This window comes from Ramlibacter pinisoli (genome assembly GCF_009758015.1).
GTDB classification, from domain to species: Bacteria; Pseudomonadota; Gammaproteobacteria; order Burkholderiales; family Burkholderiaceae_C; genus Ramlibacter; species Ramlibacter pinisoli.
In genome coordinates this window covers 71421-94449 of sequence record NZ_WSEL01000003.1, presented here as the reverse complement: position 1 = coordinate 94449, position 23029 = coordinate 71421, and the positions used below count along the sequence as shown (strand labels likewise).

General features: G+C 70.3%; 20 protein-coding genes. 16 read left to right on the top strand and 4 right to left on the bottom strand.

Features of this window, described 5'->3' with window-relative positions:
- The first annotated feature begins 88 nt into the window (after nt 1-88).
- The 4 genes from GON04_RS01620 (at nt 89) to GON04_RS01605 (ending at nt 2398) form a co-directional block, all read left to right on the top strand.
- A complete protein-coding gene (locus tag GON04_RS01620) occupies nt 89-328 on the top strand; it encodes a hypothetical protein (RefSeq protein WP_198349188.1) in 240 nt (79 codons plus the stop codon).
- Nucleotides 329-407: 79 nt separating this feature from the next.
- A complete protein-coding gene (locus tag GON04_RS01615; RefSeq protein ID WP_181653829.1) occupies nt 408-1205 on the top strand; it encodes an exodeoxyribonuclease III in 798 nt (265 codons plus the stop codon).
- 31 nt (nt 1206-1236) lie between these two features.
- Nucleotides 1237-1611 carry a hypothetical protein gene (locus GON04_RS01610; protein WP_157396267.1) on the top strand — a complete coding sequence of 125 codons (375 nt, stop codon included), beginning with the start codon at nt 1237-1239 and terminating at the stop codon, nt 1609-1611.
- Between the two features lie 46 nt (nt 1612-1657).
- Nucleotides 1658-2398, top strand: a complete 741-nt coding sequence (locus GON04_RS01605; RefSeq protein ID WP_157396266.1) for a glutathione S-transferase — start codon at nt 1658-1660, stop codon at nt 2396-2398.
- A 9-nt stretch (nt 2399-2407) separates the two neighbouring features.
- On the opposite strand, the gene GON04_RS01600 is transcribed toward GON04_RS01605, so the two are convergent.
- A complete protein-coding gene (locus GON04_RS01600) occupies nt 2408-2959 on the bottom strand; it encodes a DUF924 family protein (RefSeq protein ID WP_157396265.1) in 552 nt (183 codons plus the stop codon).
- A gap of 83 nt (nt 2960-3042) precedes the next feature.
- On the opposite strand from GON04_RS01600, the gene GON04_RS01595 reads away from it, so the two are divergent.
- Nucleotides 3043-3330 carry a hypothetical protein gene (locus GON04_RS01595; RefSeq protein WP_157396264.1) on the top strand — a complete coding sequence of 96 codons (288 nt, stop codon included), beginning with the start codon at nt 3043-3045 and terminating at the stop codon, nt 3328-3330.
- A gap of 88 nt (nt 3331-3418) precedes the next feature.
- A complete protein-coding gene (locus tag GON04_RS01590; RefSeq protein WP_157396263.1) occupies nt 3419-5734 on the top strand; it encodes a YgiQ family radical SAM protein in 2316 nt (771 codons plus the stop codon).
- A gap of 37 nt (nt 5735-5771) precedes the next feature.
- Here the strand turns inward: GON04_RS01590 and GON04_RS01585 are convergent, their stop codons facing one another.
- Both GON04_RS01585 and pobA read right to left on the bottom strand, forming a co-directional pair.
- Entirely contained in the window at nt 5772-6665 is an 894-nt protein-coding gene (locus GON04_RS01585; protein WP_157396262.1) for a CoA transferase, read from the bottom strand.
- Nucleotides 6666-6938: 273 nt separating this feature from the next.
- Nucleotides 6939-8111 carry a 4-hydroxybenzoate 3-monooxygenase gene (gene pobA, locus GON04_RS01580; protein ID WP_157396261.1) on the bottom strand — a complete coding sequence of 391 codons (1173 nt, stop codon included), beginning with the start codon at nt 8109-8111 and terminating at the stop codon, nt 6939-6941.
- Between the two features lie 126 nt (nt 8112-8237).
- Between pobA and GON04_RS01575 the strand changes: the two genes are divergently transcribed.
- From GON04_RS01575 to GON04_RS01545, 7 genes are all read left to right on the top strand, one after another.
- Nucleotides 8238-8996 (top strand): IclR family transcriptional regulator domain-containing protein, encoded by a 759-nt coding sequence (locus GON04_RS01575; protein ID WP_157396260.1) that lies wholly within the window; start codon nt 8238-8240, stop codon nt 8994-8996.
- 90 nt (nt 8997-9086) lie between these two features.
- Nucleotides 9087-9728, top strand: coding sequence for a peroxiredoxin (locus tag GON04_RS01570; RefSeq protein WP_157396259.1), 642 nt, complete (start codon nt 9087-9089; stop codon nt 9726-9728).
- Between the two features lie 82 nt (nt 9729-9810).
- Nucleotides 9811-10806, top strand: coding sequence for a sulfate ABC transporter substrate-binding protein (locus GON04_RS01565; RefSeq protein ID WP_157396258.1), 996 nt, complete (start codon nt 9811-9813; stop codon nt 10804-10806).
- A gap of 4 nt (nt 10807-10810) precedes the next feature.
- The gene (cysT, locus tag GON04_RS01560; protein WP_157396257.1) at nt 10811-11695 is read left to right on the top strand and encodes a sulfate ABC transporter permease subunit CysT; all 885 of its coding nucleotides are present in this window, start codon (nt 10811-10813) and stop codon (nt 11693-11695) included.
- Nucleotides 11692-12585, top strand: a complete 894-nt coding sequence (gene cysW, locus GON04_RS01555) for a sulfate ABC transporter permease subunit CysW (RefSeq protein ID WP_157396256.1) — start codon at nt 11692-11694, stop codon at nt 12583-12585. Before cysT ends, cysW begins: the two co-directional genes overlap by 4 nt.
- A 157-nt stretch (nt 12586-12742) precedes the next feature.
- Nucleotides 12743-13837: a sulfate/molybdate ABC transporter ATP-binding protein gene (locus GON04_RS01550; protein WP_157396255.1), complete on the top strand. Its 1095-nt coding sequence runs from the start codon at nt 12743-12745 to the stop codon at nt 13835-13837.
- 38 nt (nt 13838-13875) lie between these two features.
- A complete protein-coding gene (locus tag GON04_RS01545) occupies nt 13876-14400 on the top strand; it encodes a disulfide bond formation protein B (RefSeq protein ID WP_157396254.1) in 525 nt (174 codons plus the stop codon).
- A gap of 688 nt (nt 14401-15088) precedes the next feature.
- Here GON04_RS01545 and argA read toward each other — a convergent pair.
- A complete protein-coding gene (gene argA, locus GON04_RS01540) occupies nt 15089-16438 on the bottom strand; it encodes an amino-acid N-acetyltransferase (RefSeq protein ID WP_157396253.1) in 1350 nt (449 codons plus the stop codon).
- Nucleotides 16439-16592: 154 nt separating this feature from the next.
- Between argA and GON04_RS01535 the strand changes: the two genes are divergently transcribed.
- The 3 genes from GON04_RS01535 to GON04_RS01525 all read left to right on the top strand — a co-directional run bounded on the left by GON04_RS01535 (nt 16593) and on the right by GON04_RS01525 (nt 23029).
- Nucleotides 16593-17774: a diguanylate cyclase domain-containing protein gene (locus GON04_RS01535; RefSeq protein ID WP_338050869.1), complete on the top strand. Its 1182-nt coding sequence runs from the start codon at nt 16593-16595 to the stop codon at nt 17772-17774.
- Nucleotides 17775-17879: 105 nt separating this feature from the next.
- Entirely contained in the window at nt 17880-21830 is a 3951-nt protein-coding gene (gene hrpA, locus GON04_RS01530) for an ATP-dependent RNA helicase HrpA (RefSeq protein WP_370530031.1), read from the top strand.
- Nucleotides 21809-23029 (top strand): MFS transporter, encoded by a 1221-nt coding sequence (locus GON04_RS01525; protein WP_157396251.1) that lies wholly within the window; start codon nt 21809-21811, stop codon nt 23027-23029. Before hrpA ends, GON04_RS01525 begins: the two co-directional genes overlap by 22 nt.

Genomic DNA, 23029 nt, shown 5'->3' with positions numbered 1-23029 from the left:
CCCCCTGGGTCCTACGTCACCCGCGACGCTGGACCGACAGCGGCCCACGGCACGCTGCGCCACCATGCAGGCGTTGAACCCGATCGCCATGTCTTCCAACCAGTCCACCAGCCCCAGCCGCGCCAGGCGCGGCCCCGACGCCACGAAGTCCGTGCCGGCCAAGCCCGACCATGGCGAGAGCACGGCGAGCACCATCGTCGAGCAGCCGCTCAAGCGCCGCGGACCGCTCGACCCGCACGACTTCCCGGATGGCGGCGGCAGCGGCGGCGCTGAAGCCTTCCGCCGCACGCGCGTGAAGAAGCGCGCCATCCTGCCGAGGCAGAGCTGACGATCGCCGTAGGACATGACCGCCGTCGGGGCGCGGTCCTACGGGAGCCCGGCGGCGCCGGCGCGATCATGGTCGCGCCGTGAAGATCGCCACCTTCAACGTCAATGGCATCAAGAGCCGGTTGCCGAACCTGCTGGAGTGGCTGCAGCGCGAGCAACCCGACGTGGCCTGCCTGCAGGAGCTGAAGGCGCTCGACGGGGTGTTCCCCCAGGCCGAGTTGCGCGAGGCCGGCTACCACGCCTTGTGGAAGGGCCAGCGATCGTGGAACGGCGTGGCCATCCTGACCCGCGGCGGCGAGGCGGTGGAGATCCGGCGCGAGTTGCCGGGCGACCCCGGTGACGAGCAGAGCCGCTACCTGGAGGCGGCGGTCGACGGCATCGTGGTCGCCTGCCTCTACCTGCCCAATGGCAACCCGCAGCCGGGGCCCAAGTTCGACTACAAGCTGTCCTGGTTCGAGCGCCTGCTCCAGCATGCGCAGGCGCTGTGGCGCAGCCGGCACCCGGTGGTGATGGCGGGCGACTGGAACGTGGTGCCGACCGACTTCGACATCTACAACCCGCGTTCCTGGCGCAAGGACGCACTGCTGCAGCCCGAAAGCCGCGCCTGCTGGGAGCGTCTGCTGGGCCAGGGCTGGACCGATGCGATCCGCAAACTTCATCCACAGGAGGCGATCTACACCTTCTGGGACTACTTCCGCCAGCACTGGGAGAAGAACTCCGGGCTTCGCATCGACCACCTGCTGCTCAGCGACGAGCTGTCGTCCTGCCTGCAGGCGGCCGGTGTCGACACCTGGGTGCGCGGGCAACCGCACGCCAGCGACCACGCGCCGACGTGGGTGCAACTCGACCTCGGCCGGCTTGCGGGCCGTCCGCGCTGACCACTCCACACCATCACCACGGAGGACTTCCATGACCACCATCCTCGCCGCCTTCGAGAACGGCCACATCGCGCAGAAGGCCGTGAAGGAGCTCGCCAAGGCAGGCGTGCTCCTGGACGACGTGCACATCGAGAGCGACCTGGCGCGCCTGAAGGGCCTGGACCGCAGTCGCACCATCGGCAACAACTCCGTGCTGGGGTCGGTCGGCCGGATGTTCGCCGACCTGGTGCGCACCAACGTCGACTACCACCACGTCGACATCGTCACGGAGGCGATCGAGCGGGGCGCGACCATGCTGGTGGCGCGCGTCACCGACCCGATGGTGGTCGACCGGGCGCCGGCGCTGCTGCGCAAGTTCGGTGCCTACGACGTCGGCACCCAGGCCGCCGCCGCGCCGCTGCACTGACGCGGCCACCGCCGGCCCCGCGCCGGCGCGCGGCCCACACCGTGGCATGGCTTACCAACTGCACTACTGGCCCGGCATCCAGGGCCGCGGTGAATTCGTCCGGCTCGCGCTGGAGGCCGCCGGCGCGCCATATGTGGACGTCGCCCGCGGGCCGCAGGCCCAGGGGCAGGGCATGGCGGCCATGCTGGCCGTGCTGGAGGGCCAGGACGTGGCCCGGCCGCCGTTCGCCTGCCCGTTCCTGGTCGACGGCCGTCGCGTGATCGGCCAGACCGCTGCCATCCTGCAGTACCTGGGCCCGCGGCTGAAGCTGGTCGCCGCGTCCGAGGCCGACCAGCTGTGGACCCACCAGATCCAGCTGACCCTGGCCGACCTGGTCACCGAGGCGCACGACGTGCACCACCCGATCGGCAGCAGCCTCTACTACGAGGACCAGAAGGCCGAGGCGTTGCGGCGGGCGCAGGATTTCCGGCGCAACCGGATCCCCAAGTTCCTGCAGTGGTGCGAAGCGGTCCTGGAGCGCAACCCGCGCAATGCGGGCGCCGAGGTGCCGCGGCTGGTTGGCGGCCGCCTGTCGTACGCCGACCTGTCGCTGTTCCAGGTGGTCGATGGCCTGCTGTACGCGCTGCCCAAGGCCACGCGGCGGGTGCTGAAGAAGGTGCCGCATGTGGCCGCCCTGCACGCCGGGGTGCCGCGCCACAAGCGGCTGGCCGCCTATCTGGCGAGCGAGCGCCGCATTCCCTTCAACGAGGAAGGCATCTTCCGCAGCTATCCGGAGCTGGACGGCTGAGCGCGCGGGTCAGCCGGCGAAACCGCCGCCGTCGAGGAAGGCCTGTTCCTCGGGCGTGTTCAGCCGCCCCAGCAGCGGGTTGCGGTGCGGGAAGCGGCCGAACCGCGCGACCACGTCCCGGTGCACGTGCGCATGCCGGCCGGCGTCGGTGGTCAGGCGCTGGCACAGCTGCAGGGCACGGTCCTGGTCGGGCAGCCACTCGGAATGCATGAACGGCAGGTAGAAGAAATTGCGCAGGTCGTCGCTGGCGGCGTGGGCGTCGTGCCCGCGGGCGATGGCCTCGTCGGTCACGTTGCGGGCCAGGGCGTCGGTGGCGTACACGCGCGCCGTGCCGCGGAAGGCATTGCGCGGGAACTGGTCCAGCAGCACCAGCAGCGCGAGGGCGCCGTCTGGCGTTGCCAGCCACGAGTCCAGTTCGCCGCGCGCGGCCGCCTCGTGCGCCCGCAGGAAACGGGCGCGGAAGTCGGCATCGAAGGCGGCGTCCTTGCGGAACCAGCGCGAGCGGCCGGCCGCGGTCCAGAAGCGGATCACGTCCTCGGCGGTGGGGAGCGGTTCGGCCATCGGTGCATCGTAGCGGTGCGCCTACACCCACGTGCCGGGCTGCGGCCTAGAGTTGCCCGATCGTACCGATGGAGAGCGCAATCATGAGCGGCACCAGCATCGGCCGGGGCCCGGCCCACGGCAGCAACGAGAACCATGACGGCGATCCCACGCACACGACGATGGGCGAGGGCGCGTCGCAGGACGACGCACCCGCCGGCAACGACCTGCTGGGGCAGGCCGCGCCCGACATGCCGGCCGGCGTGAAGGGCGGCCCGGCCAGGCCCGGCATCGCCAAGGGCCCGCAGAGCTATCCGGATGGGCCCAATGTCGAGGCCGGCCCGAAGGAACTCGACGCCGCCCGGGGCAAGCTGCCCAAGAAGGAGAAGTGACCTTCGCGGGGCAGGGACACCCCGCCGCCATGCGGCGTTCGCAGGGGGTGGTCCGTACAATCATGGGTTCTCCCCCCGGACCCCAGTCTTGAACGCCCCTGTCGACGTTTCCCTTTTCGCGCGCGCCGCCAAGCCGATCACCAGTTATCGGCGCTACTGGGCCGCGCGCTTCGGCACGGCCCCGTTCCTGCCGATGAGCCGCGAGGAGATGGACAAGCTCGGCTGGGACAGCTGCGACATCATCGTCGTCACCGGCGACGCATATGTCGACCACCCGAGCTTCGGCATGGCCGTCATCGGCCGGGTGCTGGAGGCGCAGGGCTTCCGGGTCGGCATCATCGCCCAGCCCGACTGGCAGTCGGCCGAGCCGTTCAAGGCGCTGGGCAAGCCCAACCTGTTCTTCGGCGTCACGGCCGGCAACATGGACTCGATGATCAACCGGTACACGGCCGACCGGAAGATCCGCAGCGACGACGCCTACACCCCGGGCGACGTGGGCGGCAAGCGGCCCGATCGCGCCTCGCTGGTCTATTCGCAGCGCTGCCGCGAGGCCTACAACGACGTGCCCATCGTCATGGGCGGCATCGAGGGCAGCCTGCGCCGCATCGCCCACTACGACTACTGGTCGGACAAGGTGCGCCGCTCCATCCTGGTCGACGCCAAGTGCGACCTGCTGCTGTACGGCAACGCCGAGCGTGCCATCGTCGAGATCGCGCACCGCCTGGCCGCCAAGGAGCCGGTGGAGCACATCACCGACGTGCGCGGCACCGCATTCTTTCGCCGCAGCACGCCCGCTGCGTCCGAAGGCTGGATGGAGATCGACTCCACCACCGTCGACCAGCCGGGCCGCGTGGACGACCACGTCAATCCCTACCTGACGACCTCCGACCAGGCGAAGGCGCAGGGCGAGACCTGTGCGAAGGAAGAGGGGACCGGCGAGGCCGCCACCGCGCCGGTGGCGCAGGCCGGGACGACGGTTCCCGTCGCCTTCTTCCCCAACCCGCGCGTGCGCCTGAACCGCGACCGCACCGTCATCCGGCTGCCCTCGTACGAGCAGGTGAAGTCCGATCCCGTGCTGTACGCGCATGCCAACCGCGTGCTGCACCTGGAAACCAACCCCGGCAACGCGCGCGCGCTGGTGCAGGCGCACGGCGACCGCGACGTCTGGATCACGCCGCCGCCCATCCCGCTCACGACCGCGGAGATGGACCACGTGTTCGGCCTGCCGTATGCGCGCAGCCCGCACCCGGCGTACGCCGACGCCAGTGGTTCCCACGACGCGGGGACCAAGATCCCGGCCTGGGAGATGATCCGCTTCAGCGTGAACATCATGCGCGGCTGCTTCGGCGGCTGCACCTTCTGCTCCATCACCGAGCACGAGGGCCGCATCATCCAGAGCCGCAGCGAGGACTCGGTCATCCGCGAGATCGAGGAGATCCGCGACAAGGTGGCCGGCTTCACCGGCGTGGTGTCCGACCTGGGCGGGCCCACGGCCAACATGTACCGCATCGGCTGCAAATCGCCCGAGATCGAGGCCGCCTGCCGCAAGCCCAGCTGCGTGTACCCGGGCATCTGCTCGAACCTGAACACCGACCACGGCCACCTGGTGAAGATGTACCGGCGCGCCCGCGCGCTGCCGGGCGTCAAGAAGATCCTCATCGGCTCGGGCCTGCGCTACGACCTGGCGGTGCAGTCGCCCGAGTACGTCAAGGAACTGGTGCAGCACCACGTGGGCGGCTACCTGAAGATCGCGCCCGAGCACACCGAGGGCGGCCCGCTGTCCAAGATGATGAAGCCGGGCATCGGCAGCTACGACCGCTTCAAGGCCATGTTCGAGAAGTACTCGGCCGAGGCGGGCAAGAAGCAGTACCTCATTCCGTACTTCATCGCCGCCCACCCGGGCACCAGCGACGAGGACATGATGAACCTGGCGCTCTGGCTCAAGCGCAACGGCTTCCGCGCCGACCAGGTGCAGACGTTCTACCCCAGCCCCATGGCCACCGCCACGGCGATGTACCACTCGGGCCGCAACACGCTGCGCAAGGTGCGGCGCGACGCCACGCCGGACGACAGCGTCGACGTCGTGCGCGGCGAGAGGCGGCGCCGGCTGCACAAGGCGTTCCTGCGCTACCACGACCCGAACAACTGGCCGCTGCTGCGCGAGGCGCTCAAGGGCATGGGCCGGTCCGACCTGATCGGCAACGGCAAGCACCACCTGATCCCGACCTTCCAGCCGGTCACCGATGGCAGCTATGTCAGCGCGCGGCGGAAGAACTCCACCCCGGGCGGACAGGGCTCCAAGGCGGCGCCGGCCAGGCCGCCGCGCGGCCGGCTGCTCACGCAGCACACCGGCCTGCCCCCGCGCGAGACGGGCGGCAAGCCGGCGGGCCGGAAGGCGCGCTGAGATCCTGGCCGCCCACTGCGGCGGCCATGCGACCGCTTCAGTCCGCCAGGGTGTGCAGCGGAATGTCCTTCTCGGCCGCCAGCCGGTCCAGCTCGGCGCGGGTGCGGCGGGCGAAGAAGGCGGCGATGGCCGCATGGGTCGCCGGCGCGGCCATCGCTTCCAGGCTGGGGGCCTCGATCTCCGCTGCGGTTCCCAGGGCGGCGGCGAAGTGCGGCTCCAGGGCGGCCACCGCGACCCGGCCATCCTTGCAGCGATAGACCCGGTAGCCGGCATGCGCCCCGCCAACGGCGCCGCTGGGCTGCGTCAGGCCCCAGTGGCGCGGCAGGGCCAGGTAGCGTGCGGCCTCCGACAGGGCGACCTCGAGGTAGCGGCCGACCGGGTGGTTGTCGCCGGTGCCGGCGTAGCGCTCGGCCTGCAGCAAGGCGGCCTGGAACACGGCCTCGCTGGCCATCAGCGAGCCCGCCATGTCGGCGAACAGCGTGGCCGGCAGGTCGGTGCCGTTCACCAGTCCCTGCTCGGCGACATAGGTGAGGTCGTGCCCGGGCACCTCGGCCCCGGCACCCGGCGCGCCGACGATGGCGACGTGGCACAGCGAGGGGTAGCGGCTGTGCAGCTGCGCCCACTCGAGCCCGAGCTTCTTCAGCGCCGACGGCCGGAACGAGGTGAGCAGGATGTCTGCCCGGGCCAGCTCCTTGTGCAGCGCGGCCTGGCCCTCCGGCGCTTTCAGGTCGGCGCTGCGCACCTGGATGCCCTCGTGCAGTTCCGCGTAGGCGGCCGGGTTGTAGCTGCGCATGGGATCGCCCGCCGGCGGCTCGACCTTGACGCAGGTCGCGCCGAAGCGCCGGCAGCGCATCAGCGCCGCCGGTCCGGGCAGGTTCAAGGCCAGGCTGACGATGCGGACCTGGGCGAGGGGCGGGGGCAGGGCGGCCATGGGCGACAGGCTAGCAGAGCGGCGGCGGCCGCCTCTTGCCGCTCGGTCATCCAGACCCAGTCATTGCGGGCTCGACCCGCAATCCATCTCCTGAACGCGAAACGGGTGCGGCGTGGATTGGGAGATGGATGCCGGGTCAGGCCCGGCATGACGAGTCCTCTTTTTCGTGGTGCTTCCCCGGCATCGTCATTGCGGGCTTGACCCGCAATCCATCTCCCGAATGCGAATCGGGTGCGGCGCGGCTTGGGAGATGGATGCCCGGTCAAGCCCTCCCTACAGCGGCAACCCCACATAGTTCTCCGCCAGCACCGTCGACGCCGCCCGCGACTTCACCAGGTACTCCAGTTCGGCGTCCTGCAGCCGCTGGCCGAAGGCGCCGGTGTCGGGGAAGCGGTGCATCAGCGTGGTGAGCCACCAGGAGAACCGGGCGGCCTTCCAGACCCGGTGCAGCGCGTGGTCCGAGTAGTGCTCGATGCCGGCCTGGCTGCGTTCGCGGTAGTGCTCGATGAGGGCGGACGACAGGTACTTCACGTCGCTCGCGGCCAGGTTCAGGCCCTTGGCGCCGGTGGGCGGCACGATGTGCGCGGCGTCGCCGGCCAGGAACAGGCGGCCGAAGCGCATCGGCTCGGCGACGAAGCTGCGCAGCGGCGCGATGCTCTTCTCGATCGACGGGCCGGTGACGATGCGCTCGGCGAGCTCCGGGTCGAGCCGGCGGCGCAGTTCGTCCCAGAAACGCTGGTCGCTCCAGGCCTCGACCTTGTCGTCGAGCGGGCATTGCACGTAGTAGCGGCTGCGCGTCAGACTGCGCATCGAGCACAGCGAGAAGCCGCGCTCGTTGTTGCCGTACACGATGGCGTGCGGCGACACCGGGGGCGTGTCGGCCAGCACGCCCAGCCAGCCGAAGGGATAGACCTTCTCGTATTCGGTGACCTTGTCCTTCACGGTCGCCCGCGACACGCCGTGGAAGCCGTCGCAGCCGGCGACGAAATCGCACGACAGCTCGCGCGCCTCGCCGCCCTGGCGCCAGCGCACCACCGGCCGGTCGCCGTCGATGCCGTGCAGGCTGACGTCGGCCGCCTCGTAGATCGTCGGCAGGCCGGCGGCGCGGCGGGCGTCCATCAGGTCACGCGTGAGCTCGGTCTGGCCGTAGGCGGTGACCACCTTGCCGCCGGTGAGGTCGTCGATCGGGATGGGGTGCCGCTCGCCGCGGAACACCAGTTCGATATGGTGGTGGACGATCCCATCGTGGTGCAGGCGCTGGCCCACGCCCGCCTCGTCCATCAGGTCGACGGTCCCCTGCTCGAGGATGCCGGCGCGGATGCGGCCCAGCACGTAGTCGCCGGTCTGCCGTTCGAGGATGACGTTGTCGATGCCGGCCTTGTGGAGCAGCTGGCCGAGCAAGAGGCCGGACGGGCCGGCGCCGATGATGGCGACCTGGGTGCGCATGGGGTGTCTCCTAGTGTGCGTGTCGGCGTGCAGCTTAGGGCGCCGCACGGGCCGCGGAGAGGGCGGTGCGCCGCCCGTGTGCGATGATTGCGCCCCTTGCGCGATGATCGCGCAACGAGTGACACCATGCCGATCGCCCGCGCCGACTTCATCGAGGGCATGGCCAAGGGCCTGGCCGTGCTGGAGAGCTTCGACACCGAGCGCCAGCGCCTCAACGCCACCCTGGCCGCGCAGCGCGCCGGCCTCACCCGCGCGGCCGCGCGCCGCCACCTGCTGACCCTGGCGCACCTGGGCTACCTGGAGACCGACGGCAGCCATTTCTGGCTGTCGCCCAAGGTGCTGCGCTTTTCCGGCAGCTACCTGGCCTCGGCACGCCTGCCGCGCGCCATCCAGCCCACGCTCGACCGGCTGGCCGCGCGCACCGGCGAGGCGTTCTCGGCCGTGGTGCTCGACGGCGACCAGGTGGTCATCATTGCCCGCAGCGGCCCGACCCGCCTGCTGGCCTACGGCCTGCACCTGGGCGCGCGCCTGCCCGCCCATGCCACCTCCACCGGCCGGGTGCTGCTGGCGGCCCGGCCGCGCGCCGAGTTCGCCGCCTGGCTGCGCGGCCGCGAGCTGCCGCGGCTGACGGCCCACACGACGACGGACCCCCGGCGCCTGCGCGAGGTGGTGGCGCAGGTGCGCGAACAGGACTGGTGCGTGGCCAGCGAGGAGCACGAGCTGGGCGTGCACGCGCTGGCGGTGCCGCTGCGCAACCTGGAGGGCCGGGTGGTGGCGGCGCTGAACGTCGTCACGGCCCGCGACCGCCTGCTGCCACCGACGCTGCAGCGCGACCTGTTGCCGCTGCTGCAGGAAGCCGCCCGCGAGGCACGGCCGCTGCTCTGAGCGGCCGCATAAGCAAACAACCAGACAGTTGTTGGGTTTTCATAACCCAGCCACCACAATTCCGAGTCCCCTTATACGGAATGTGCATCCATGGCCACCTTGCGGCTGGGCGATATCGCCCCCGACTTCCAGCAGGACTCCACCTCGGGCCCGATCTCGTTCCATGCCTGGGCAGGCGCCGCATGGGTGGTGCTGATCTCGCATCCGGCTGACTTCACGCCGGTGTGCACCACCGAGCTCGGCCGCACGGCCGCGCTGGCCGGCGAGTTCGCGCGGCGCGGCGTCAAGCCCATCGCGGTGAGCGTCGATCCGCTCGAGTCGCACCGGCAGTGGGTGGGCGACATCGAGGAGACCCAGGGCGCGGCCGTGGGCTTCCCGATCCTGGCCGACGGCGACCGCAAGGTCGCGCTGCTGTACGACATGATCCACCCGAACGCACTGGCCAATGCCACCGTGCGCAGCGTGTTCATCATCGACCCGAAGAAGGTCATCCGCGCCACGCTCACGTACCCTGCCAGCACCGGCCGCAACTTCACCGAGATCCTGCGCGTCATCGATTCGCTGCAGCTGACCGACGGCCACAAGGTGGCCACCCCGGCCGACTGGACCGACGGCGACGACGTGGTCATCCTGCCCAGCCTGCAGGATCCCGCCGAGCTGACCCGGCGCTTTCCCCGCGGCTGGCGCGCCCTCACGCCGTACCTGCGGCTGACCGCGCAGCCGGGCCGCTGAACGCGCCGCGAGCCCCGGCCGCCGCGGGTCTCCCGAAAGCACGCGAAAATCGGCGGTTTCGCGCTTTTCCCATCCAAGCACCATGACGAACAAGATCAAGACCCTCCTTGCCGCCGGCCTGCTGGCCGCCAGCGGCGTGGCTTCGGCGCAGCAGACGCTGCTGAACGTGTCCTATGACGTTGCGCGCGAGTTCTACAAGGACATCAACGCGGCCTTCGTTCCCGCCTACAAGAAGGCGACCGGCAAGGATGTGAAGGTCGAGCAGTCGCACGCCGGCTCCAGTGCCCAGGCGCGCGCCGTGGCCGACGGCCTGGACGCCGACGTGGTGACGATGAACACCACCACCGACGTCGAATTCCTGGCCGAGAAGGGCGTGGTGGCCAAGGACTGGTCCAAGCGCTTCCCCGACAACGCGTCGCCCACCACCAGCACCATGCTGTTCCTGGTGCGCGAGGGCAACCCCAAGGGCATCAAGGACTGGGACGACCTGGTCAAGCCGGGCGTGCAGGTGGTCGTGGTCAACCCCAAGACCGGCGGCAACGGCCGCTACGCCTACCTGGCCGCGTGGGGCTCGGTGAAGAAGAAGGGCGGCACCGACGACCAGGCACGCGAGTTCCTCACCAAGCTGTACAAGAACGTGCCGGTGCTGGCGCGTGGCGGCCGCGATGCCACCACCGCCTTCCTGCAGCGCAACACCGGCGACGTGCTCATCACCTTCGAATCCGAGGTGGAGTCGGTCAACCGCGAGTTCGGCAACGGCAAGGTCGACGTGGTCTACCCGTCCACCAGCATCGTGGCCGAGAACCCGGTGGCGGTGGTCGAGCGCACGGTGGCCAAGAAGGGCACCGGCGACCTCGCCAAGGCCTACCTGAACTTCCTGTATTCCGACGAGGGCCAGGAGATCGCCGCCAAGCATTCCATCCGCCCGCGCAACCCCAAGATCCTGGCCAAGTACGAGAAGACCTTCAAGCCGGTGAAGCTGTTCACGGTGCAGGAGCTGTTCGGCTCGCTGGGCGAAGCGCAGAAGGTGCACTTCAACGACGGCGGCCAGTTCGACAAGATCTACACGGTCAAGTAAGCGCATGTCGGCTTCCGCGGCGCGTCTGGCCGCGCCCCTTCCAGCGGCGGCCAAGGGCAGCCGCGGCGGCAGCAAGCGGGTGCTGCCGGGCTTCCACCTCACGCTCGGGTACACGCTGCTGTACCTGGGCCTCATCGTGCTCATCCCGCTCACGGCGCTGGTCTTCAAGACCTTCACCCTGAGCTGGGACCAGTTCGTCGCCGCGGTCTCCTCGCCGCGGGTCATGGCGTCCTACCGCCTGACGTTCGGCGCCTCCTTCATCGCCGCCATCGTCAACGTGTTCTTCGGCCTGCTGGTAGCCTGGGTGCTGGTGCGCTACACCTTCCCCGGCAAGAAGATCGTCGACGCGCTGGTCGACCTGCCGTTCGCGCTGCCGACGGCGGTGGCCGGCATCTCGCTGACCGCGCTGCTGGCCGGCAACGGCTGGATCGGCCAGTACCTCGAGCCGCTGGGCATCAAGCTGGCCTTCAACCCCAACGGCGTGGTCATCGCCCTCATCTTCATCGGGCTGCCCTTCGTGGTGCGCACCGTGCAGCCCGTGCTGGAAGACACCGAGCGCGAGCTGGAGGAGGCGGCCATGTGCCTGGGCGCCACCCGCTGGCAGACCTTCAGCCGGGTGATCCTGCCGGCCATCCTGCCGGCCCTGCTCACCGGCTTCGCCATGGCGTTCGCGCGGGCGGTGGGGGAGTACGGCTCGGTCATCTTCATCGCCGGCAACATGCCCATGGTCTCGGAGATCACGCCGCTCATCATCATCGGCAAGCTGGAGCAATACGACTACGCCGGCGCCACCGCGGTGGCCACCGTGATGCTGGTCATCTCGTTCGCGCTGCTGCTGGTCATCAATGCGCTGCAGGCCTGGCAACGCAAGACGCAGGGGGTGGCATGAGCACCGGCAACCTGTCGACCAAGCGCGTCATCACCACCGAGGCGCCGTGGGTGCGGTGGACCCTGATCGGGGTCGCGCTGGCGTTCCTGCTGCTGTTCCTGGTGCTGCCGCTGGCGGCGGTGTTCACCGAGGCGCTGCGCAAGGGCTCCGGTGCCTACCTCGACGCGCTGCGCGAGCCCGACGCCTGGGCGGCGATCCGCCTGACGCTGATCACCGCTGCCATCGCCGTGCCGCTGAACCTGGCCTTCGGCATCGCCGCGGCCTGGTGCATCGCCAAGTTCGAGTTCCGCGGCAAGGCCTTCCTCACCACGCTGGTCGACCTGCCGTTCTCGGTGTCGCCGGTCGTGTCCGGCCTGATCTACGTGCTGATCTTCGGCGCGCAGGGCTGGTTCGGGCCCTGGCTGGCCGCGCACGACATCAAGATCGTGTTCGCCGTGCCCGGCATCGTGCTGGCGACCATCTTCGTCACCTTCCCCTTCATCGCCCGCGAGCTCATTCCGCTGATGCAGGCGCAGGGCAACGACGAGGAGCAGGCCGCCATCGTGCTGGGGGCCAACGGCTGGCAGACCTTCTGGCACGTGACCCTGCCCAACATCAAGTGGGGCCTGATCTACGGCGTGATCCTGTGCAACGCCCGCGCCATGGGCGAATTCGGCGCCGTGTCGGTAGTGTCCGGCCACATCCGCGGGCAGACCAACACCATGCCGCTGCACGTCGAGATCCTCTACAACGAATACCAGTCGGTCGCCGCGTTCGCGGTCGCCTCGCTGCTGGCCCTGCTGGCCGTGGTGACCCTGGCGATCAAGAGCGTTGCCGAGTGGCAGCACGAGCGCGCCATGGCCGCGGCGGCCGATGGGCCGATGGAACGGCCTCAGGCTGCCGTGAGTTGAGGCATGAAGGAACGGCCCCCCTTCCACAGAAGGCGCAGAAACAGCGCAGAAGACGCGGAAGGGGCCAGATCATCGACATGTCTTTTCTGCGATTTCTGCAAGACCTCTGCGCCCTCGGCGTAAGGGCGTTTTCTCCCAACTTATCGAGAGCGTTCCCATGAGCATCGAAATCCGCAACGTCAGCAAGCGCTTCGGCGACTTCCATGCCCTGCGCGACGTGTCGCTCGACATCGGCTCGGGCGAACTGCTCGCGCTGCTGGGCCCGTCGGGCTGCGGCAAGACCACGCTGCTGCGCATCATCGCCGGCCTGGAGACGGCCGACGCGGGCAGCATCCTGTTCGCCGGCGAGGACACCACCGACGTGCACGTGCGCGACCGGCAGGTGGGCTTCGTGTTCCAGCACTACGCGCTGTTCCGGCACATGACCGTGTTCGAGAACGTCGCCTTCGGCCTGCGCGTGAAGCCGCGCGGCCAGCGCCCGTCCGAGGCGCAGATCCGCCAGAAGGTGCACGAGCTGCTCGGCCTGGTGCAGCTCGACTGGCTGGCCGACCGATTCCCGTCGCAGCTGTCCGGCGGCCAGCGCCAGCGCATCGCGCTGGCCCGCGCCCTGGCGGTGGAGCCCAAGGTGCTGCTGCTCGACGAGCCGTTCGGCGCGCTGGACGCCAAGGTGCGCAAGGAACTGCGCCGCTGGCTGCGCCGGCTGCACGACGAGTTGCACGTCACCAGTATCTTTGTCACGCACGACCAGGAAGAGGCCCTCGAGGTGGCCGACCGGGTGGTGCTGATGAACGCCGGCCGCATCGAACAGGTCGGCTCGCCGCAGGACGTCTGGGACCATCCCGCCAGCCCGTTCGTCTATGGCTTCCTGGGCGACGTGAACATGTTCCACGGCCGCGCCCACGAGGGCGAGGTGCACCTGGAAGGCCTGCAGCTCGAGGCGCCCGAGCATGCCGACGTGCAGAACGCCAAGGCCTTCGCCTACGTGCGCCCGCACGACCTGGACGTGCAGCGCTATTCGCCCGGCGCCCGGGGCATCGTGGTCCAGCTCAGTCGCGCGATCGTCGTCGGGCCCATTGCCCGGCTGGAACTTATTCCCGCCGACGACACCCAACCCGTCAACCCCAGCGGCAAGGATGCGGTCATCGAGGCCCAGATTCCTGCGCAACAATTCAGGGAATTGGGGTTCAAGGAGGGCGAGACGCTGGTGGTGACGCCGCGCCGCGCCCGGGTGTTCGTCGAGGGGGCGGCCTGACATCGGGCCACCGGCTCCCGTTGCAGGAGGGGTAGAAGTTGGTCGATTGGTTGTTCGCGGCACCGCGCCGTACGCTGGCGCTGGTGTGCGCCGCCTGCGTGGGCATGCTCGCCTTCGCGCTCTACCTGCAGCACGTGGTCGGCCTCGAGCCTTGTCCCATGTGCATCGTGCAGCGCTACGCCCTCATCCTGGTGGCCCTGGCGGCCGGCCTCACGGCCATCTTCCGCTCCCGCGGCGCATGGCTGACGGGCAGCGTGCTGGGCCTGCTGTTCTCCGGCTTCGGCGCCTTCGTCGCCGCCCGCCAGAGCTTCCTGCAGTGGTACCCGCCCGAGATCATGTCCTGCGGCCGCGACTTCTACGGAATGATCGAGACCTTCCCGCTCAAGCGCGCGGTGCCGATGATCTTCAAGGGCAGCGGCGACTGCACCAAGATCGACTGGACGTTCCTGGGCGGGTCGATCGCTAACTGGTCGTTTGTTGCGTTCTTGGCGTTTGCGCTCGTGTTCCTCGGGGTGGTTGTCACCACCCTCGGAAAGCGCCACGCCGCGTACGCACGCACTTGACGCTTTCCCAAGCAGGAAACCCCCTCACCCCAACCCTCTCCCCCGGGGGGGGAGAGGGGGCGGAGCTTGAAGGTGCCGTGGCCGCGCACAGCAACGAGGCCACGCCGGTCGGCCTGCGCCATATGGGCGCGGACGCGGTGAAGTGGGCCGTCATGCCGGGCTTGACCCGGCATCCATCTCCGGAATGAGGCCGCAGCGGAATTGCGTTCGGGAGATGGATTGCGGGTCGAGCCCGCAATGCCGGGGTAGGGGCATCGTGCCAGGATCGCCCGCCCGAAGTGGTCGTCGCACGCCGGACCCAGAGAGTCGTCAAGCCCGCATGGGGTGTAACCAGGGGCAGGGCGCCGGTTCACCCCTTCTTGATCGAGCAGAGCCTGTCCACGCGGCAGGTGGTGCCTGGCAGGGTCGATTTGTGGGGCGGCGGAGACGAACCGGGCCGGGCGGAGCGCGCGCCAGCGCGCATCGTGAACTGGCTCCGGCTCCTTGTCTGAACGGAGCGCGTAGCGCGCAGTGAGTTGGAGCCGGCAAGCCCGGCCCGGTGCTAGGCGCAGCGCAGTCGCGGCGAGCGAAGCAAAGCCGCGACCGGCACACCATGAGGCCCTGCCAGGCACCACCTGTCGCGCCCCCGGGCCCACGAACACCGTCCCAGTCGTTCCGGAACGCGTCCCCTCGGCCAGGCGGCGTTTCCCTAGACCAGCTTCTTCACGAACACCATCGACCGCCGGTCCCAGTTGTACTTGCGCTTGCGCGCTTCCGGCAGCCAGTCCGGTTCGACCTGGACGAACCCGCGCTTCAGGAACCAGTGCATGGTGCGCGTGGTGAGCACGAAGATGCTCTCCAGGCCCATGGCCTTGGCGCGCTGCTCCACCCGCTTGAGGATCTTCTCGCCGTCGCCCTGGCCCTGGCTTTGCGGCGACACCGTGAGCGCCGCCATTTCGCCGGTGCGGGCCTCGGGATAGGGGTAGAGGGCGGCGCACGCGAAGATCACGCCGTCGTGTTCGATGATGCTGTAGTTGGCGATGTCGCGTTCGATCTCGGTGCGCTCGCGCCGCACCAGGGTGCCATCGCGCTCGAACGGCTCGATCAGCTGCAGGATGCCGCCGATGTCCTCGGCCGTGGCCTCGCGCAGGTTCTCCAGCTTCTCGTCGATGACCATGGTGCCGATGCCGTCGTGCACATAGATCTCCAGCAGCAGCGAGCCGTCGACCGCGAACGGCAGGATGTGGCTGCGCTCCACGCCGGCCTTGCAGGCCTTGGCGCAGTGCTGCAGGTAGAAGGCGGTGTCGGTCGGCTGCTGCGGGTTGGGCAGCTGGGCAAGGAGTCGCTCGGCGGTGGCCAGCGGCAGCTCGGTGTCGATCGGGTTGTCGTCCGACTCGGGCTCGCCGGGGTGCACCCGCACGCCCGGGATCTCGGTCAGGAACACCAGCTTGTCGGCCTGTAGCGCGATGGCCACGCTGGTCGCCACTTCTTCCATCGTCAGGTTGAAGGCTTCGCCGGTCGGCGAGAACCCGAACGGCGACAGCAGCACCATGGCGCCGTGGTCCAGGGTGCGGCGGATGCCGCCCACGTCGACCTTGCGCACCAGCCCCGAATGCTGGAAGTCCACTCCATCGACGATGCCCACCGGGCGCGCCGTGATGAAGTTGCCCGAGATCACGCGCACGGTGGCGCCCGCCATCGGCGTGTTGGGCAGGCCCATGCTGAAGGCGGCCTCGATCTCGTAGCGCAGCTGGCCGGCGGCCTCCTGGGCGCAGTCGAGCGCCACCTCGTCGGTGATGCGCATGCCATGCGAATAGCGGGCGGCATGGCCCTTGGCCTTGAGCTGCTCGTTCACCTGCGGGCGGAAGCCGTGCACCAGCACCACCTTCACGCCCATGCTCTGGATCAGGGCCAGGTCCTGCGCGATGGCCTGCAGCTTGCCGGCCGCGATGGCCTCGCCGGCGACGCCCACCACGAACGTCTTGCCGCGGTGCATGTGGATGTACGGCGCCACCGACCGGAACCAGGGCACGAACGTGAAATTGAAGACGGTGGACATCGTCGGCGATGACAGCTGTGACAGGGGCAGCACGGAACTGGTGAGCAGAACAGTGTAAGGTACCGCCCACGCTTGGCCGCTGGGGCCGCAGGGTGGGGGAGCGTCGCGTTTGGATCCCGTGGCGATCGGTTGCTGGGGCGGGTTTTTCGGTGCCGTGAGCCTGGCACTGGCCGCCGCATTGCTGGCCTTCACCCGCTCCGCCCGCCGGGTGGCGCTCACCGGGTCCCTGGCCGCGGCGCTCTCGGCCGCCTACGTGCTGCTCTACCTGGGGTGGGTGCCCGTCGACGACCCCGCCACGCTGATGCGGCTGCAGGCCCACGCGGCCGCGGTCTGCGCCGGCATCCTGGGCCTGCTGCTGTTCCGGTTGCTGGGCCTGCTGCGACCGGCCGGGCGGGCCCGGCGGACCGTGTCCACCATCGTCGCCCTGATGCTGGTGGCCGTCGGCGCCGGCTGGCTGCTGTCGCCCGAAGGCGCGCTCGCGCTGGGCACCCTCGCCGAAGTCCTGATGATCACGCCCGCCTTCACCGGCGCGGTGCGCACGGCCCTGCGCGGCGGGCGGCCCGGCTGGCTGGCGGTGGCGGGCGTCGGCTGCATGTCGATCGCGGTCGCCGGCCTGACCTGGTTCGCCTTCCGGCCCGAGGCCATGCCCTGGCCTCTCCATGCCGCAACGGCGGCGGCGGCCATGGGCTACCTCAGCTGCATGACGGCCGCCATGTGGGTGCGCTACGCCTACCTCATCGACGTGCGCGAGGTCATGGTCCACGGCCCCAGCTTCGATCCGGTCACCCGCATGCGCTCCCACGTCGAGACCGACGCCATGGTCACCGAGGCGTTCGCGCGCAGCGCCAGGGAGGGCCTGCCGGTGGGCGTGCTGGTGGTCTCCATCGGCAACCTGCAGGCGCTGGAGCAACTGCATGGGCGCGCGGCCTACAACCACGGCCTGTTCATCTGCGCCAGCCGGCTGCGCCGCGTGGCGCCACCGGGCGTCGAGCTCGGGCGCCTGCGGGAAGACGCCTTCCTGCTCGTCATGCGGCGACCGCCCGGCCCCGATCCGCTGGTCGACCTGGGCCACCAGATCGTCCGGCGCCTGATGCGCGGCGTGGCACTGGGCACCAGCCAGGACATCGCCGCCCTGGAGACCAGCCGCACCGAGTGGGTGGCCGACGTGGGCGTGGGCGTGCTCATCGCCAAGCCCAGCATGAAGCCCGGCACGGCCGTGGCCGGCGCACGGGCCATGTCGCGCACCGCGTGGTCCTACGCCACGCGGGTGGCCTGGTACGACGAGCAGGCGCGGCAGATCGCCGAGCTGCCGCTGCCCGAGCCCGCCGTGCGCTAGCCGTGGCACCCAGCCGGCGAGGCGGCGCGCTGGACCGATAATCACGGGCTTTGCGCCGCCGTGCCGCGGCGCGCCTGTCCGGCCGCCCCGAGCGGTCCTGCTCCCTTGCCCGAAGCCCTGCGCATCACCTTTCCCGAGTCCTTGCCCGTGTCCGGCAAGCGCGACGAGATCGCGCAGGCCATTTCGGAGCACCAGGTCGTCATCGTCTGTGGCGAGACCGGCTCGGGCAAGACCACCCAGCTGCCCAAGATCGCGCTGGCCATGGGCCGCGGCAAGCTCAACGCGAAACCGGGCGAACGCGGCCGGCTGATCGGCCACACGCAGCCGCGGCGCATCGCGGCGTCCAGCGTGGCCAAGCGCATCGCCGAGGAACTGGAGACGCCACTGGGCGAGGTGGTGGGCTACAAGGTGCGGTTCCAGGACCGCCTGTCGCGCGACGCCTCGGTCAAGCTGATGACCGACGGCATCCTGCTGGCCGAGACCCAGACCGACCCGCTGCTGCAGGCCTACGACACGCTGATCATCGACGAGGCCCACGAGCGCAGCCTCAACATCGATTTCCTGCTGGGCTACCTGCGCCAGATCCTGCCGCGCCGGCCCGACCTGAAGATCATCGTCACCTCGGCCACCATCGACGCCGAGCGCTTCGCCGAGCATTTCGCGTCGGCCGCGCCGCCGCTGGGCCGCCCCGAGGCGGGCGCAGCCCCCTTGGGGGGCAGCGACGACGCGAAGCGCAGAGCGTGGGGGGGTGAGGTTCGCAAGGCGCCGGTCATCTACGTCTCGGGGCGCATGTACCCGGTGGAGCAGCGCTACCGGCCGTTCGAGGAATCGCGCGACTACGGGCTCAACGAAGCGATCGCCGACGGCGTCGATGAACTCTGGCAAGGCAACGCCGGGGGGGACGTCCTCGTCTTCCTGCCCGGCGAACGCGAGATCCGCGAGGCGGCCGACCACCTGCGCAAGCACCTGGCGCACAGCCCGCTCACGCGCACCGCCGAGGTCCTGCCGCTGTTCTCGCGCCTGTCGCAGGCCGAGCAGGACCGCATCTTCGAGACGCACGCGGGGCGGCGCATCGTGCTGGCCACCAACGTGGCCGAGACCTCGCTCACCGTGCCGGGCATCCGCTACGTGATCGACGCCGGCACGGCGCGGGTCAAGCGGTACAGCTTCCGCAGCAAGGTCGAGCAGTTGCTGGTGGAGCCGGTGAGCCAGGCCGCCGCCAACCAGCGCGCCGGCCGCTGCGGCCGGGTGGCCAACGGCATCTGCATCCGCCTGTACGACGAGAAGGATTTCCTCTCGCGCCCGCGCTTCACCGATCCCGAGATCCTGCGCTCGTCGCTGGCCGGCGTCATCCTGCGCATGAAGTCGCTGCACCTGGGCGACGTCGAGCAGTTCCCGTTCCTGGAGGCGCCACAGCGGCGCGCCATCGCCGACGGCTACCAACTTCTCAACGAGCTGGGCGCGGTGGACGACGCCAACGAGCTCACCGGCATCGGGCGCGAACTGGCGCGGCTGCCGCTCGACCCGCGGGTGGCGCGCATGATCATCGAGGGCCGCGAGCGTGGCGCGCTGGCGGAGGTGGTGGTGATCGCCGCCGCGCTGTCGGTGCAGGACGTGCGCGACCGGCCGCTGGACCTGCAGGCCCAGGCCGACCAGCAGCACGCCAAGTTCGACGACGAGAAGAGCGAGTTCTCGGGCTACGTGCGGTTGTGGGACTGGATCCATGCGGCGCGCGGCGGCGAGGGCGCCCACCAGAAGCTGTCGAACCGGCAGTACGAGGCGCTGCTGCGCCAGAACTTCATCAACGTGCGCCGGGTGCGCGAGTGGCGCGACATCCACAGCCAGCTGCACACCGTGGTGGCCGAGCACAAGTGGCGGCTCAACGCGCAGCCGGCCGGCTACGAGGCGCTGCACAAGTCGATGCTGGCCGGCCTGCTGGGCAACGTCGGCTGGAAGATGGAGGACGAGGACGTCTACCTCGGCGCGCGCGGCATCAAGTTCTACCGCCACCCCGGCGCGCACCTGAAGAAGCGGCCCGGCCGCTGGATCGTCAGCGCCGAACTGGTGGAGACCACGCGGCTCTTCGGGCGCGGCATCGCCAACATCGAGCCGCAATGGATCGAGGAGGTGGCCGGCCACCTGCTGAAGAAGCAGCTGCTCGATCCGCACTGGGAGAAGAAGGCCGCCGAGGTGATGGCGCTGGAGCGCGCCACCCTCTACGGCCTGGTGATCTACAGCGGGCGGCGGGTGCCGTTCGCGCGGGTCGACCAGCACGGCGCGCGCGACATCTTCATCCGCGAGGGCCTGGTGGCCGGCCAGTGGGACACGCGCCTGCCGTTCCTGGCCGCCAACCTCAAGATGGTCAAGCAGGTCGAGGAGCTGGAGCACAAGTCGCGCCGCCAGGACGTGCTGGTCGACGACGAGCTGATCTACGCCTTCTACGACCAGCAACTGCCGGCCGACGTCTTCAACGGCCACACCTTCGAGGGCTGGTACCGCACCGAGAGCCGCCGCAACCCCGAGCTGCTGCGCCTGACGCGCGACGAACTGATGCGGCACGAGGCGGCCGGCATCACCACCGACGCTTTCCCCAAGGCGATCCGCCTGGGTGGCATCGACTGCGCCGCGGCCTACCTGCACGAGCCCGGTGACGCGCGCGACGGACTGACCGTGACGGTGCCGCTCTACGTCCTCAATCAGGTCAGCGACGAGCGGGCCGAGTGGCTGGTGCCGGGCATGCTCAAGGACAAGGTGCAGGCACTGCTCAAGAGCCTGCCGCAGAAGCCGCGCTCGCGCTTCGTGCCCCTGCCCGAATCGGCCGCCCGGCTGGCGGCGGAACTGACCACCCCGCCGCGCTGGGCCGCCGGCTCGCTGACCGACGTGCTGCTGCGGCTGGTGCGCGAGCAGACCTCGCTGGACGTGAAGCGGACCGATTTCAAGCTGGACATGGTGCCGGCCCACCTGTTCATGAACGTGCGCGTCGTCGACGAGCACGGGCGCCAGCTGGGCATGGGGCGCAACCTCGGCGCGTTGAAGGCGGAACTGGGCGCGCAGGCACGCGGCGCATTCCAGGCTCTGGCGGGTTTGAAGGTCGCGTCCTCCCCTGCCGGGGACGGCCGGGACGCGAGCGCCCGCGACAGCCAGGTCAGCCCCCCTTCCAACCGGCCCCCAGCGGGGGGAGGCGCCAAGCCCTCCGGCGTCGACGGCGCCGCCCGCCACGCCAGCTGGGACTTCGGCGAGCTGCCCGAACTGCTGGAAGTGCGCAAGGGCAGCACCTCGCTGGTGGGCTTCCCGGCCCTGGTCGACCAGGGCGACGCCGTCACCATCGAGGTGTTCGACGAACCCGAAGTGGCGGCGGCCCGGCACCGGGTCGGCCTGCGGCGGCTGTTCGCGCTGCAGGTGCGCGACACGCTCAAGGCGCTGGAGAAGAACATCCCCGACCTGCAGAAGATGGCGGTGGGCTACATGCCGCTGGGCACGCAGGACGAGCTGCGCCAGCAGATCGTCGACGTGGCGCTCGACCGCGCGTTCCTGCTCGATCCGCTGCCGTCCGACCAGGCCGCCTTCAAGCGGCGGGTGGACGAGGGCCGCGGCCGGCTGGTGCTCATCGCGCACGAGGTGGCCCGGCTGGCCGGCACCATCCTCACCGAGTACGCCGCCGCCGCGCGCAAGATCAAGGACACCCGGACCGGGCCCGAGGCGACCCAGGACGCCAGCCAGCAGCTGCAGAAGCTGGTGCCCAAGCGCTTCCTGGTCGACACGCCGTGGACGGCGCTGCAGCACTTCCCGCGCTACCTCAAGGCCATCACGCTGCGGCTCGACAAGCTGCGGGCCGACCCCGCGCGTGATGCGGCGCGTCTGGCCGAGGTGCGGCCGGAGGAACAGCGCTACTGGCGCCTGGTGGCCGAGCGCAAGGGCCAGGTCGACGACCGCATGCAGGAGTTCCGCTGGCTGCTCGAGGAACTGCGGGTGAGCCTGTTCGCGCAGGAGCTGCGCACGCCGCAGCCGGTGAGCGTCAAGCGGATGGCCAAGGTATGGGCGCAGCTGACCAGCTGAGCGCCCGCGGTCCCGCTCCCGCCCATTCGGGCTGGCTGGTCGCCAACCTGGTGACGCAGCTGGCCTTCGGCCTGCTGGCCATGACGGCGTGCCTGCCGTCCATGCAGGAGTGGCCGGCCCAGTTCGACGCCAGCCAGGCGGCGGTGCAGCTCACCTTCAGCGCCTTCGTCGCCACCTACGGCGGCATGCAGCTGGTGTACGGCGCACTGTCCGACCGCGTCGGCCGCAAGCCGGCGCTGGTGGCCGGCCTGCTGCTGGCCTTCGCCGGTTCGGTGGCGGCGGCCCTGTCGCGCGACCTCACCATGCTGGTGCTGTCGCGGGCGCTGCAGGGGGCGGGCTGCGCCGCCGGCATGGTGATCGCGCGGGCCATGGTGCAGGACCTGTTCACCGGGCCCGAACGCACCCGCGTCATGGCGCTGATCGGCATGAGCATGGGGGTGTGCCCGCCGCTGGCCGCGGTGGTCGGCGGGCAGCTGCACGTGCGCCTGGGCTGGCAGGCCAACTTCGCGCTCGTTGCCGTGCTGTCGCTGCTGCTGCTGGCGGCGGCCTGGTTCGGCCTGCCGGGACCCGCGCCGGCCGACGGCGCCCCGAAGGCGCGCGGACCCAGCCCGCTGGCGGGTTACCTGCGGCTGGCGCGCGAACCGTCGTTCTGGCTGTACGTCGGACTGCTCGCCACGCTGACCGCGACCTTCTACAGCTTCCTGGCCGGCCTGCCGCTGGTGCTGGCCGGCTACGGCGTCACGCCGGAGCGGCTGGGCTGGGCCATCGGCTGCGTTCCGGTGGCCTACATCGCCGGCAACTACCTCACGACCCGGCTGGCGCGCACCCAACCCGAGCGCCGCATCATGAACTGGGGTCAGGCGCTGACGATCGGCGCCCTGGTGCTGGCTCTGGCCCTCGGCCTGGCGGGCCTGCGCTCGCCGCTGGCGGTGGTGCTGCCGCTGCTGCTGCTGGGGATCGGCCACGGCCTGCTGGTGCCACCGACGCTGGCCGGCACGGTGGGCGTGGTGCCGGCGCTGGCCGGATCGGCGGCGGCCGTCGGCGGCCTCGCGCAGCAGCTGGTGGGGGCGTTCGGGGCCTTCCTGGTCGGGCTGGTGCCCCACCAGGGGCACGTCAACCTGGTGGGCCTGATGCTGGGCTGGACGCTGCTGGGCTTCGCCTGCCAGCTCGCGCTGCGGCGGCTGGCGCGCCTCCGCTGA